This window comes from Streptomyces sp. 35G-GA-8, from assembly GCF_023534745.1.
Lineage (GTDB): Bacteria > Actinomycetota > Actinomycetes > Streptomycetales > Streptomycetaceae > Streptomyces.
Genome location: NZ_JAMHJQ010000009.1, coordinates 333,438 through 346,550, shown reverse-complemented (window position 1 = coordinate 346,550; position 13,113 = coordinate 333,438). Strand labels below are relative to the sequence as shown.

Sequence of the window (13,113 nt, the reverse complement as noted above, 5' to 3'; positions counted from 1 at the left end):
CGTGGGGACAGGGGCCGGCATAGGGGGCTCCGCCGGCAGAGGGGGCTCCGGCAGGGCCGGCCCTTCGAGCACTGAGCCTTTCGGGGCCTTTCGCCACCCGGACCGCGCAACCAGTTGATCATTTAGTAGGAAACACCACCGGGGCGCACTACGCTGCGGCCATGAGCATGCTGACTCCCCCCGGCATGGGCGGAAAGTACCGCATTACGGGCAACAAATACCCGCGCATGCGCCGCCCCCGTCATCGTCGCAGGATCGTGCTCGCGGCCGTCGCATCCGTCGTTGCCCTCGGCCTGGCCGGCTGGGGAACGCTGCAGCTCATCGACGTCTTCACGGGGGGCGGCACGAAAAGCGCCGCCGCCGCCGGGAAGTCCGGCTGCAAGCACTCGTCCGAGCCCGTCAAGGCGCTCCCCAAGCCCGGCCAGATCACGGTCAACGTCTACAACGCGACCCCGCGAGGCGGACTCGCCCAGACCACCGCCGACGAGCTGAAGAAACGCGGCTTCGTCATCGGCAAGGTGGGCAACGCCCCCGCCGCGTACGACAAGAAGGTCCCGGGCACCGGGATACTGCTCGGCGCGCTGAAGCCCGAGGACGGTTTCTTCACCGTCCTGGGCGCCCAACTGAAGGGGGCCACGTCGAAGACCGACTCCCGTAAGACACCGGATGTCGATCTGATTCTCGGCGCGGCCTTCGAGGCGCTGACCGACCAGAAGGACGCCGACCAGGCCCTGGCCACCCAGTCGAGCGCCGCGTCGGATCCCGCCTGCGGGGATCTGGGGGCGGCCCCGAAGAACTGACCGTCACGCCTTCCGTCGGGGCCCGGTTCGCCTGCCGCGCGAACCGGGCCCCGACGCGAGTCGGGCCATGACGCGAGTCGGGCCATGGCCCGAACCAGGCCATGAAGCGAACCGGGCCATGACGCGAACCGGGTCCCAGCGGATGCCCTACTCGGCCGTCCCGTACATACGGTCGCCCGCGTCGCCGAGGCCCGGGACGATGTAGCCGTTCTCGTTGAGGCGCTCGTCCACCGCCGCCGTGACGACCGTCACCGGCGTACCCGCGAGCTCGCGCTCCATCACCTCGACGCCCTCGGGCGCCGCGAGCAGCACGACCGCGGTCACATCGTCCGCGCCGCGCTTGATCAGCTCACGGATCGCCGCGACCAGCGTGCCGCCGGTCGCCAGCATGGGATCGAGCACGTACACCTGGCGTCCCGAGAGGTCCTCGGGCATGCGGTTCGCGTAGGTGGACGCCTGAAGGGTCTCCTCGTCGCGGATCATCCCGAGGAAGCCCACCTCCGCGGTCGGCAGCAGCCGCACCATGCCGTCGAGCATGCCGAGGCCGGCCCGGAGGATCGGGACCACGAGGGGGCGCGGGTACGAGAGCTTCACGCCCGTCGTGCCGGTCACCGGTGTCTGGATGTCGACCTGTTCTGTCCGTACGTCCCGGGTGGCCTCGTACGCGAGCAGGGTGACCAGCTCGTCGGCGAGGCGCCGGAAGGTCGGGGAGTCGGTGCGCCGATCGCGCAGCGTGGTGAGTTTGTGCGCCACCAGCGGGTGGTCGACGACATGAATCCGCATGGCGACACAGTAACCGGGGGCCAAGGCCGTACGCGCTGCCACCGTCCGGTCGGCATCAACCCCGGTCAGTGAGGGAAGGTGTCAGAAGGTCGGCCCCGGTACACCGCGGAGCTGAGTACGCAGCCTGAGGTGGTGACGAAGCCATGCCGGACGAGGATCGGGAAGGCCGGGATCAGCGCCCCGACGAGGCCGAGGCGAGGGCGGAGGCCGAGGCCCGGGAAGCGGACGAGGCCTGGGCGGAGACCCCGGCGGACGCCCGGGAGAGCGAGGCCGAGCGCCGTCGGCGGCGCGCGCAGTTCCTGCGGGAGCTGAACGAGGCCAAGGCGCTGCGCGAGCGCGTAAAACCCCGGCAGGCCCGCGCCGCGCGGATGCGCCAGCAGATGCGGATGCGTACGTTCCGGTGGTGACCGGCCGGTAGCCGCGCCCGGCGCGCGACGTACGTCATGTCCATCCCGCATGCTCATGGAAGGCATCCGGCGCCCGGAGCCGAACAGGGGCCTAATAAAATGGCCCGACGACGCAACGGTGGAAGACCTCTCGCGAAGCGTTCGTTTCTGCCACGATTCCGAGTGGGCGGGGCAGATCAGCGCACCGCCGGATCGTCACACCTCTGACCAGTGGGAGAGTCACGGTGTACTTCGCCGCACTGCTCGCGCGCACCGAAGACGGGTGGGAAGCGAGCGACACAGAGCTCGACGATGTGGAGACCTTGTCGGACCTGACCGACTTGGCCCGAGAAGCCTCGGTGGACGAGGACACGGTGCTCGTGTTCATCGAGCAGGAGGATGCCTGGTTCGGCATCCTCCGCGTGGAGGGCGAGGAAGATCCTCGCATCTACGTCTCCGACGCGGCCGCGGCCGCACGCTCCTCGTACGGGGAGATCCTCATTGATGAACTGCTCGGCAGGGACGACGACGACCCGGCCGACGACTTGGACACGCTGGACCTCGACGGTACGGAGGACGGCGAACCGGACGAGAACGACGAGGAGGAAGTGGACATCCCCGTGAAGGACGGGGAGACCGTGCCCGCGGGAGCCGTTGGCGACCGCGAGATTCTCAGCGACCTCGGCCTGTCCGAGGCCGATCTGCTGGCCCTGGATTCGGACGCGATGGCCGAGATCGCGGAGGCTCTGGGAGCCGCCGAGGTGCTGGAGACCGTCCGATAGTGATCCGGCACGACCCCGCGCCCGACCCGGTACGCGCACCGTGGCAGGCGGCCATGCGGCTTGCCCTGGAGGAGGCGGCACGGGCTGCCCTGTCCGGTGATGTGCCGGTCGGCGCCGTCGTGCTGTCCCCGGACGGCACGGTGCTCGCCGCGGGCCACAACGAACGCGAGGCCACGGGCGACCCGACGGCACATGCGGAGATCCTGGCGATCCGCAGGGCCGCCGGGAAGCTCGGAGCCTGGCGACTCACGGAGTGCACGCTGGTGGTGACCCTGGAGCCGTGCACGATGTGCGCGGGCGCGATCGTCCAGTCCCGGGTGGACCGGGTGGTCTTCGGCGCGCTCGACGAGAAGGCGGGAGCCGCCGGCTCGCTCTGGGACGTCGTACGCGACCGACGGCTCAACCACCGGCCCGAGGTGATCCACGGGGTGCTCGCGGAGGAGTGCTCCGACCTGCTGACGTCGTTCTTCCGCGACCGCTGACGACCCGTCGGGCAGCCGCCGCCCGGCCATCGACCGGCCGCCGCCCGGCCGCCGCCCGGCCGCCGGGCGCCCTTCGGGCGGCACTCGGGATACCGATTTCGGAGCACGGCCCACCTTGGGCTAAGCTCTCTCTCGGTAGCGTGTCCGAGCGGCCGAAGGAGCTCGCCTCGAAAGCGAGTGTGGGGAAACTCACCGAGGGTTCAAATCCCTCCGCTACCGCCATCGATCATCGCCCCTGACCTGGGAAAACAGGTCAGGGGCGATGGTCGTCAGAAGCCGTTCGGAGCCGGTCCGCCAGGCCATTCCGGCGCTCGACACAGCGGGAACCCCGGGACGTTGACCTCCCGCATCAGCTGCCGGACTCGCCAGGGTCCACCGGCCGCACTCAAGCCTCCCAACCGCCGGTGCCGCTCGGCGCCGAGGCTGCCTGATGACGCCCCGCCGTTCATGACCGAACGTGCCGAGGAATCTGCCCCGCGGATCCCTGCGCCTACGGAGAGCTTGTCACCCGAGCCGTCCTCCCGTCGGCCCGAGGGCAACCAGCCACGGCGGATCTCGGCGACAAGATCCTTCTTGGTCAGCCAAAAGAAGTGCGCGCCCTGGCCGGTGAGCTTGTCCGTGTCCGGACCCACAATGGGCGGGTCGGCGAACTGGACCGTTAGGTCGCCCTGCCCCAGGAATACGGAGGTGGGAGTGCGGGACGGTTTTGGCTTCCCGCTCCCGCTCCCGCTCCATGCCATGCCATGCCGGGAACGCGGCAGCCGCGCCCTCGGGCGGCGGCAGATGCCGGTCGATCTGCCAGGGCCCGATGGCCTCGGCGAGGACGAGAGCAAGGCGCGGGAAACGATCTCCAGGCGGTAGCGGGGCTGGGTACTACACCGTCAATACCCCCGCGCTATGCCGTCAGGCGGCGCGGAAAGTACGGTGGCAGCTGACGAAGACACACATCCCACACGCCCTCGTAAAGCAAAGAAGTACCTAATGTCGGAATCCACGAAAGTAAGTAAAACCAGGCACCGAGTCAGGTGAAACCCCAGGTCGCCGCCTGTGGTCCCCGCGCACGCGGGGTTGGTCCCTCGCAACCGAGCACCACCAGATCATGCCGGGAGTGGTCCCCGCGCACGCGGGGTTGGTCCCACGGCGCCGCGTGAGCGCGCACCGCAGCCGGAGTGGTCCCCGCGCCTGCGGGGTTGGTCCCTGCTGACTGTCGAGTACCAGTACCTGCCGTCGGTGGTCCCCGCGCCTGCGGGGTTGGTCCCCAGCGGGGGCACCGATGAAGCTGACCAGCCGAGTGGTCCCCGCGCCTGCGGGGTTGGTCCCGCGTGATACCCCTCGCACCCGTGCTACGGGTGGTGGTCCCCGCGCCTGCGGGGTTGGTCCCCACGCCTTCGCCGCCTCGGCGGTGGCGCGGTTGTGGTCCCCGCGCCTGCGGGGTTGGTCCCTTGAGTTGACAGGCCCCGTCCTCACCCACGAGGTGGTCCCCGCGCCTGCGGGGTTGGCCCCTGGGACTCGTTCGGGGCGATCTGGATCGCCTGGTGGTCCCCGCGCCTGCGGGGTTGGTCCCAGTCCCGCTGCTTCCAGCTTGCTCAGCGCCTTGTGGTCCCCGCGCCTGCGGGGTTGGTCCCCTTCGAGCCAGCCGGGGAGGTAGATCGTGGGGGTGGTCCCCGCGCCTGCGGGGTTGGTCCCGGACTGGCAGCGCACAACGCTGCGTAACCGGCGTGGTCCCCGCGCCTGCGGGGTTGGTCCCGCCCGCTCGATGCACCGCCGGTGCAACAGTGCGTGGTCCCCGCGCCTGCGGGGTTGGTCCCCCTTGCCCAGGACGACATGGTCCTCGCCGTCTGTGGTCCCCGCGTCTGCGGGGTTGGGCGCGGTGTGGCTTGTCGTGGGCGAATTCCGGGTGGCCGAGCCGGGTCTGCTTTCGGGCCCGGGGTTCGCGAGTTGTTCTGGCGGGGTTCGGGCAGCCCGGTCCTGCGGCGTCCAGCAGCTGGTTTGCCTGCTCGTCGGTGTAGTCGAACCCCTTCTGTTCAGGCGGTCCATGCGGCCAGTAGTGCCGCCGCCCTTTGAGGGATGGGGTGGTCGGCGCGGCCCAGTTGTTTGGCGGCTCGTAGGACTTCCGCGAGGACGTCCGGGTCGTGGGACTGGAGCCCGAGCACCAGCAGCGGGTCGAGTCGGGCGGACCAGGCTGCTCGGATGGCGGTGGGGGCGGTGGCGGCGGTCGTGGTGACTTCGCGGGCCCAGGCGCGCACGTGGGCGGGGTCCGCGGATGGCATCGGGGGGCCGCTGGCGCTCTGTGCGGGACGCTGCCGGTCTCTTCGTACCGTGGCCGCCAGGGCCGCCGCGGTCGTCGTGTGGTAGCAGGTACCGAACAGGTACGCGGTGGCCTTGTCGCCCTGGAGACCGGCCAGGACCTCCGGGCGGTGCACGGGGCCCGGCACGGCACCGTCCGGCCGGGACGCGCGGGCCAGCGCGTTCCAGCCCTCGGCCGGAAGCGGGTCCATGACGGGCTCTTCGCCCAGGGCCGCCTCGCACAGCAGCATCTCGGCCAAGAGGTCCAGGCTGCCGCGGGCCAGGTGCACGCCGAGCAGGACGCGTACGGTCTCGCGGAGGCGGGCCGTCGGCTCGGGCCCGCCGAGATCGAGGGGTCGGTGGCCGAAGTCCGTCGCGTAGAAGACGACATGGGTCAGGGCGTAGGTCTCGCTCTCGCTCAGCTGGAGGACATCCGGGTCCAGTGCGGCGATGCTCTCGCGGTGGAGCGCGCGGGCCTCGGGCAGGCACGCCGGGGCGGTGAATCCGCCGCGGTCGGCGAAGTAGCGGAGTTCGATCCGGTTGAGCACCGGCTTGTACGGCTGGGCGTGGGCGCCCGCGTCCGCCGCGAGCAGTGCCTGGCACGCCGCGCGGGACTCGGCGCGGGGGCGTCCCAGCAGCTCCAGCAGGGCGATCAGATTGAGGTGGTACGGGAAGAAGGCGTCACCGGCGCGCAGTCCGCGTGTGAAGGACACGTCGGAGGCGGCCCGTTCTGCGAGGTCGAGGGCTCCTGTCGCGAGCGGGGCATCCGTGGCGAGGACGCCCCCGCGGGCCAGGACCCGGACCAGGCCGAGGAGTTCGAGGAGCGGACCGGGGCGGAAGGGGCGGCGGGGCAGGAAGTCCTCCCACCGTTCGGGCGCGAACCACTCCAGCCGGTCCTCGATCCAGCGCAGGGCGCCCGCCAGAACCTGGTCGGCCGCCTCGTCCTCGGTGAGTGACGCAGCCGGCCGGACGCCGCTCATCGCGCGCTCCGGACGCGCAGCACGGCCAGAACCGCGACCAGGATTCCGGCGAGTGCGCCGAGGTCCGCCCACCACGGCAGCAGGCCACCGTCGCCCAGCAGGGTCTGGCGGGCCAGGTCAACGGCGTACGTCATGGGATTGAGGTGCATGATCCAGGCCAGCCAGTCGGGGGCGTCCTGGGCGCTGAAGACCGACCCGGAGAGGAACAGCATCGGGAACATGGCCAGTTGGACGGCCGCCTGGAGCGTCTGCACCCGCTTGATGACGGTGGCCAGGCACAGCCCGATGACGCTGAACACCACCGCGGCGAGCGCGTAGGCGCCGACCGCGGCGGTGAACCGGCCCGGCGTCAGCTCGACCCCGATCAGGGGGGCGAAGGCGAGCATCACGACGCTCTGCGCCGTCACCATGCCCGCCCCGGCGACCACCTTGCCCAGGGGCAGACAGATCCGGGGGACCGGGGCGACGAGGAGTTCGCGCAGAACGCCGTACTCACGGTCCCAGGCGTACGTCTGGCCGGAGGCGACGCCGATCGACACGACCTGGATGGCGATGATGCCGGGGAAGACATACGCGCTGAACGACACGGAACCGACCGAGCCGATCATGCCGTTGAAGCCGACGGCGTAGACGAGGACGAAGAAGAGGATCTGCACACCCTGACTGACGAGCATGCCCGGACGCTTGACCTGCCGGAGCAGATCGCGGTGGGCGATGACGCCGATGGCGCGCAGTGCCACGGTCAGGCGGCCGTCCTCGGAGCCGGACTCATGGGCGCCGGACTCATGGGCGGACTCTTGGGCGCCGGGCTCTTGGGCGCCGGGCTCTTGGGCGCCGGGCTCTTGGGCGAGGCCGGGGCCGGGGGCGCTGGTCGTGGTCACGGCGTGCTCCCGCTTTCCTGTCGGCCGCTCTCCTGTCGGCCGCGCTCCGGCTGGTCGTCGTTCTCCCGTACGGCCGCGGCCGCCAAGTAGACATCGTTCATGGACGGGTGGTGGACGGCGACGGTCAGACCGGGCACATCGAGGGCGCGCACCACCTCCGCGATCCTCGCCTCGGGATCGGCGCAGTGCACCGCGACTCCGCCGGGTTCGTGCAGCGGAGCGAAGCCCGCGGCGCGCAACTGACGGGCGGCGGCCTCGTCGTCGGCGCAGGACACCACGATGCGGGAGGAGTCCAGGCTGCTCTTGAGCCGTGCCAGGCTGCCCTGCCGGACGACCCGTCCCTGCCGCAGGATGACGATCTCGTCGGCGTACTCGGCCTCGTCCATGTAGTGGGTCGAGTACAGGACGGTGACACCCAGGCGCTCGCGCAGCCGCAGGAGATCGGCCCACACGGTGGCCCGTGCGGAGGGGTCGAGACCGTTGGTGGGCTCGTCGAGGACGATCAGGCCGGGGCGGTGGAGCAGGGCGCGGGCGATCTCCACCCGCCTGGCCAGTCCGCCGGACAACTCCTCGATCGGCTGGCGACGCCGGTCGGTCAGTTCGAACAGGTCCAGCATGAGATCGATGCGGGCACGGGCGTCGGCCCGTTTCATGCCGAACAGCCGGGCGTGGAACCACAGGTTGCGTTCCACGGAGAGTTCCTTGTCGAGGGTGCGCTCCTGGAAGACAAGGCCGAGCCGGCGGCGCGCGGCCATCGGGGCCTTCAGCACGTCGTACCCGAAGACGCGGACCGTGCCGGAGTGCGGCCGGGAGGCCGTCGACAACACGCCCAGCAGGCTGGATTTCCCGGCGCCGTTGGGGCCGAGGAGCGCGGTGATACGTCCCGGGGGAGAGCTGACCGAGACGTCGTCGACGGCACGCACCTTGCCGTAGCGCACGACGAGACCCCTCAGCTCGAAGGCCGCCGGTGCCTCGAAGAACGGGCCGGAAGACGGGCCGGAAGGCGGGCCGGAGGACAGGCCGGTGGACAGGTCGGAAGACAGGCCCGTGGACACGTCGGTGGGCAGGTCGCTCGACACGTCGTTCTCCTCGATTCGCTCGATGTCCGGAATCCGGGGGCTCAGACCAGTCCCAGCGTGCGGTCCCACGGCAGTGGCCCCCCATCGACCGGCAGCAATGACAGCGCGACTCCCGCCGCGCCCTCCAGCAGCCCCGCCGTGTTCACGGCCCGGTGCGGCACCGGCGAGTGCGCGGCGGCCGGGAAGCGCATGAGGTGGCGGAAGCCGAAGGGGGCGTCCTCGTCGGCACAGTCGAGGACCTTGGCGGTCAACCAGACGCGACCGGCCCGCAGTACGGGGTCGCCGGTGGCGTGCGCGACCCTGGCCACGACGCGCAGCAGTCCGGCGTGGCCGTGGCAGACGGTGGCGCCCTCGATCGCCCACTTGGACTCGTCCCGCCGCAGCGCCGCGTGCAGTGCGTCGACGGCGGCGGTGCGCCAGGCCGGCCGGTCGAAGGCGGTCCCGGCGTGACAGAGTGCGGCGGCGACGCCCGGGGCGCCGTAGCACCAGGCGGTCCGGGTGAACAGCTCGCGCGGCCGGTCGACGGCCAGTTCGTCGTCCCAGCTCGCCCGGGCCGGCCAGTACGATCCTGCCTCGTCGTGCAGCGTCCAGCCCAGCAGCCAGTCGGCGATCCGGTCCGCGGCGTCGTGCAGTCCTGACACCCGGTGCCCGGCGGCGTGAGCGGAGCCGAGCACCGTGAGCGGTCCGGCGATGCCATGGGCCAGGCCCAGGTTGAAGTCGCCGCGTGGATAGGTGTGCCGGTCGCGTTCGCCGAGCTGGAGCGCGGCCGGTACCCACCAGCCGGGGACCTCATGGCCGTCGACCCGGACGGGTTCGGTGAGGCGCACCAGGTGGCGGAGGGAGTCGGTCAGGGCGGACTCGACGTCGGGGCCGGTCTCGGCCGGATCGGCCGCCGAGTCCAGAAGCAGGCGGGTGACGCCCGAGACCCCGTTGATCAGGTCGTACGCGGCCCAGTCGACACCGGTGCCGCCGTTCGCGGCCCGCTCGCGGAAGGCGTGCAGCCGCTCCCGCTGGTCCTTGGCGACCCAGGCGGCCAGTTTCCGGCGCAGTGAGCCGTAGTGGCCGGCCGGACCCGCGCAGCTCTGGGCGGCGGCCAGCAGTGCGGCAGGACCGGAGAACAGTCCTCGGCTCGGCGCGGAGTTCATCGCCCGTCCGGCGGCGGCGATGTACCGGTGGGCCACCTGCCGCCAGGCCTCGTCGGTGCGTGCCAGCTCCGCGTAGAGGAGCGCGGTGCCCGGCAGACCGTTGGCGAGGGTCATCGGCCCCCACATGACGGAGTCGTAGATCGGATCGCGGTTGTCGTCGCGGGAGGCGACGGCGGCGACGTGTGCGGGGTCGGCGAGCCGGTCGGCGACCAGGGCCACCGCCTCCTGGGCCCCGGGCGTGGGGGTGTTCATGAGGTATGGCTCCGGCGCTGGAAATTGTCCTGGACGGCGCCCCGGGCGATCCCGAGGACAGTGAGCTCGCGGGCGCTCTGGCCACCGAAGAGGCGGTTGCAGACCATGTGCAGCAAGCTACCGACGACGCGGCCCTCGGGCGTGGCACCGGAGTCCCGCACGGCGTCGGCGAGTTGACGGACCGCCGCGTCCCGGGCGCGCAGGGCCGCCACGGCGGCGGCGCCGGCGGGGTCCAGGCAGGGCCAGCCGCCGTAGGGGTCGAGGGTGCGGCGCCAGTGGGCGGCCCGGGCGCGGAAGGCGGCGGGCAGATCCCGGCGCGAGCCGGTCATGGAGAGCCAGGCCGCCGCCGCGTCGTCGCCGAAGTCCTCGGTGAGCAGCGGGTGGTGGGGCGAGGGCGGTCCGAAGGCGTGCGCCAGCGCGGCGCAGGAGAGGGCGGCGAGGTCATCGACCGTATGGGCGTTCGCCGGGTCCTTGGCCAGCCGCAGCAGGTAGAGGGCGGCCTCGCTGTCGTACTGGAAGACCCGTTCGGCGAGCCGCTGGGCGGCCGGGCCGCCGTAACGCTCGGTCTCCGGGTCGTACTGGGCGACGGTGTGGCTGCGCAGCAGGCCCTGTTGGTGCCAGCGCTCCAGCAGCGCGCCGAGCGGGGGCGCCACCGAGCCCCACAGGACCTCGGGCCGGGAGCCGTGCAGGCGCACGCGCAGGTGGTGGCCGGCCTCGTCGGTGTAGCGGATGAAGAACCAGCCGTCGGCGCCCTTCTCGGCGGCCAGCGCCACCAGTTCGGGGACGTGACGGCGCAGCAGGTCGTCCTGGGCGCGGGCGGAGCCGTGCAGTTTGACGTACAGCCACTCACCGCCCAGGCCGTGCACGGTACGGGTGGGCTGATGGCGTCCGGCGTACGGCCTCCGCCGGGGCAGGCCCCTCTCGCGGCGGGCCAGCGGGACGACCAGTTCGACGGTGTGCCCGGCGAGCGGGCTCTCCAGCCAGCCCTCGTACTCGCCCGGGATCTCCTGGGCGATCAGGTCGGGGTGGCGCAGCACCTGGTCGCGCAGCAGCTCACGGTGCCAGGCGTCGCCGAGGTCGAGCAGCAGCCGCTGGTCGGCGGTGACGGCGAGGACCCGGCGCGGTACGTCCCAGGCTTCACGCCAGTCCGCGACCGCGCGGTCCCAGTCGGCGCCCCGCGCGTCCGCGGCACATGAGCGGGGTTCGTCCAGCCGCCACACGGCGCAGGCCAGCACGAAGGGGCCGTACCGGACCCGGGGGACGAAAGGCGCGTCGGCCGACGGCCCCCAGTTCCATGGCTCCCACAGCCGTTGCCCCTCCAGGCCGATCTCCCACAACAGCCGTACGGCGTTGGGGGCCTGGGCGGGCGCGCTGACCATGTTGCCCAGCACGGGCACGATCTCGCGGCCGGTGGGCAGATGGACGGCGGTGAGCCGGTCGAGGGTGGCACCGACGCCGATGTCCGACAGGCGCAGTTCCTCCGTGCCGGACACGTCGGGCACGCCGACGCTGATGCGGCGGCCGGTGGCCGGAGTGGTGTGGGCCAGGTTGGCGGCCCTCCCCGAGCGGGTGCGGAAGGCGAGGTCGACGGCGACGGCGTCCGCCACATGCACCGGGTTGTCCCGGTGCAGCGCGGCGAACTCGGTGCGCCAGGCGGGGTGCAGGTCGGCGAAGCGGGCGAAGGTCGACCCGGCGCGGTGCGACCCTGGCGAGGGCGACAGGAAGACCCGGAAGTCCCCGTCGTCCAGGGCCTCCACCGAGTCCGCGACGACCTGCACGGTCACCTCCGCGGAGTTGGGCAGCTCCGCCGGATCCGCGCTGTCGTGGCACAGCTCGTCGAGGTCCGCGTCACCGAGGACCACCTCGCGCAGCCCGGCCCGCTGTGCCGCGGCCACCAGCCGGGCCACGGCCCGGTCCCGGCGTGCCGTCCGCGGGGTGTCGGGCGCGGGGCCTGGCGGCGTGTCGCCGTTGGGCCAGCCGTAACCGGCGGGGGCGCCGAGACCCGTGGACTCGTCCAGGAGATCCAGGACCGGTACGAGTCGGTCGGCGCCGTACACGTCGAGGAACCGGCGATGGTAGTCCCGCAGTGCGAACAGCCCCAGCTTGGTGCGGGACAGCCGCCACATCACGTCCGTGGCACGCTCGATCACCTCCCGTACCGCGTACGGCAGATGCAGGGCGCTGTCGAGGCGGGTGTCGATGTGCAGGGGGGTGTCGTCCGGCTCCGCCGAGCGCGCCGTCTCCAGCAGCCGACCGAGCCGCTCGCGCCCGGCACCGACGGCCACCGCGTCGTACGCCTGCCGCTCTCGGTCCACCGTCAGCAGCGCGGTGCGGAGGCGGCGGGTCTCCTCGGACGCGTCCGCCACGGGTGCGAGCAGGTCCCGTACGTGCCGCAGTGGATCGCCGCCGTCCAGGGGCGGACGTAACCCGGTGATGAGGATCTCCTGCCGCACCAGCTCGCCGATCAGCGCCCGGATCTTCTCGACGGGGGCGCCCGGGAAGGCGTCCGCGAGACGCCCGGCCAGTTCGCCGTACGGCAGTGGCGCCGCGGCCTCGGTCACGGCCCGTTCGACGACGGGTGTGTGGCATACGGAGACCGTGGACCGTGTCTCGCCGCCCTCGGTGAGGCGGACGCCCTGTGCGGAGGACGAGGTGAGGACCAGCCGGTTCCCGCGTACGACCAGGGCCTGATGGGCCTGGACGGTGAGGGTGGACAGGACGGCGGGGTCCTGTTCGAGGCGGTGCACGAGCCGGGTGAGCCACTGCATGTCGGCGTGGGTGCGGGTGCGGTGTTCCGTGCCGCGCTGCAGCTTGGCGGTGGAGTCGAACTGGCCGGTGGCCACTCCGGCGAAGAGGCCGAAGGGGGTGGGCCGGGTCCGCATCCGGATGTCGTAGCGCAGCACCGCGAGGGCGGCCCGGCGCAGCTGGCCCGCCTTGATCCCGCGCGGGCCACGCTCCGTGACACGGCGGATCATGGCGCTGAGGCTGGGCGAGGCCAGGTCGAGCGCCTCGCTCAAGGCGGGGTCGGCGTGGACAGAGCCGAGCAGGGCGGCGCAGGCGTCCAGGTCCCGGGGGCCCGCCGTGGGCAGGGGCAGGCCGGGGCCGTGCGGTGCCATGGGCGCCCGGTACAGGAAGGTGTCCCTGGCCTCGAACAGGCTCTCCGGCGGGTTCCGGTGCTCCGGTGACGATGCCCCCACGGTGTGCTCCTCCTTGTCGTCCTGCCGTTGTGGTCCTGCCGTTGTCGTCCTGCCGTTCCG

10 protein-coding genes, 1 tRNA gene and 1 CRISPR repeat array are annotated in these 13,113 nt (G+C 72.1%); of the genes, 5 read left to right on the top strand and 6 right to left on the bottom strand.

The window, feature by feature from the left end:
* The first annotated feature begins 161 nt into the window (after positions 1 to 161).
* Positions 162 to 800 (top strand): LytR C-terminal domain-containing protein, encoded by a 639-nt coding sequence (locus M1203_RS22690; protein ID WP_374403681.1) that lies wholly within the window; start codon positions 162 to 164, stop codon positions 798 to 800.
* A gap of 147 nt (positions 801 to 947) precedes the next feature.
* Here M1203_RS22690 and upp read toward each other — a convergent pair whose 3' ends face one another.
* Positions 948 to 1,583 carry a uracil phosphoribosyltransferase gene (upp, locus tag M1203_RS22685; RefSeq protein ID WP_030349959.1) on the bottom strand — a complete coding sequence of 212 codons (636 nt, stop codon included), beginning with the start codon at positions 1,581 to 1,583 and terminating at the stop codon, positions 948 to 950.
* 143 nt (positions 1,584 to 1,726) lie between these two features.
* Here upp and M1203_RS22680 point away from each other — a divergent pair, with 143 nt between their 5' ends.
* From M1203_RS22680 to M1203_RS22665, 4 genes are all read left to right on the top strand, one after another.
* Positions 1,727 to 1,990, top strand: coding sequence for a hypothetical protein (locus tag M1203_RS22680; RefSeq protein WP_249951604.1), 264 nt, complete (start codon positions 1,727 to 1,729; stop codon positions 1,988 to 1,990).
* Positions 1,991 to 2,214: 224 nt separating this feature from the next.
* The gene (locus tag M1203_RS22675; protein ID WP_249951603.1) at positions 2,215 to 2,751 is read left to right on the top strand and encodes a hypothetical protein; all 537 of its coding nucleotides are present in this window, start codon (positions 2,215 to 2,217) and stop codon (positions 2,749 to 2,751) included.
* A 53-nt stretch (positions 2,752 to 2,804) separates the two neighbouring features.
* Entirely contained in the window at positions 2,805 to 3,233 is a 429-nt protein-coding gene (gene tadA / locus M1203_RS22670) for a tRNA adenosine(34) deaminase TadA (RefSeq protein ID WP_249951699.1), read from the top strand.
* A gap of 134 nt (positions 3,234 to 3,367) precedes the next feature.
* Positions 3,368 to 3,455, top strand: a tRNA-Ser gene (locus tag M1203_RS22665).
* An 825-nt stretch (positions 3,456 to 4,280) separates the two neighbouring features.
* Positions 4,281 to 5,102: direct repeats of the CRISPR family, unit length 29 nt; unit sequence GTGGTCCCCGCGCCTGCGGGGTTGGTCCC.
* Between the two features lie 155 nt (positions 5,103 to 5,257).
* Here the strand turns inward: M1203_RS22665 and M1203_RS22660 are convergent.
* Genes M1203_RS22660 through M1203_RS22640 form a run of 5 tightly spaced genes read right to left on the bottom strand, consistent with a single transcriptional unit; the run spans position 5,258 to position 13,053 of the window.
* Positions 5,258 to 6,499, bottom strand: a complete 1,242-nt coding sequence (locus M1203_RS22660; RefSeq protein ID WP_249951602.1) for a hypothetical protein — start codon at positions 6,497 to 6,499, stop codon at positions 5,258 to 5,260.
* Entirely contained in the window at positions 6,496 to 7,380 is an 885-nt protein-coding gene (locus M1203_RS22655) for an ABC transporter permease (RefSeq protein WP_249951601.1), read from the bottom strand. Before M1203_RS22655 ends, M1203_RS22660 begins: the two co-directional genes overlap by 4 nt.
* Positions 7,377 to 8,459, bottom strand: coding sequence for an ABC transporter ATP-binding protein (locus M1203_RS22650; RefSeq protein WP_249951600.1), 1,083 nt, complete (start codon positions 8,457 to 8,459; stop codon positions 7,377 to 7,379). Before M1203_RS22650 ends, M1203_RS22655 begins: the two co-directional genes overlap by 4 nt.
* A gap of 41 nt (positions 8,460 to 8,500) precedes the next feature.
* Positions 8,501 to 9,856: a lanthionine synthetase C family protein gene (locus tag M1203_RS22645; protein WP_249951599.1), complete on the bottom strand. Its 1,356-nt coding sequence runs from the start codon at positions 9,854 to 9,856 to the stop codon at positions 8,501 to 8,503.
* Complete coding sequence (locus M1203_RS22640) at positions 9,853 to 13,053, bottom strand: lantibiotic dehydratase (RefSeq protein ID WP_249951598.1); 3,201 nt, start codon at positions 13,051 to 13,053, stop codon at positions 9,853 to 9,855. The genes M1203_RS22645 and M1203_RS22640 overlap by 4 nt, the downstream gene beginning before the upstream one ends.
* Between the last annotated feature and the right edge of the window lie 60 nt (positions 13,054 to 13,113).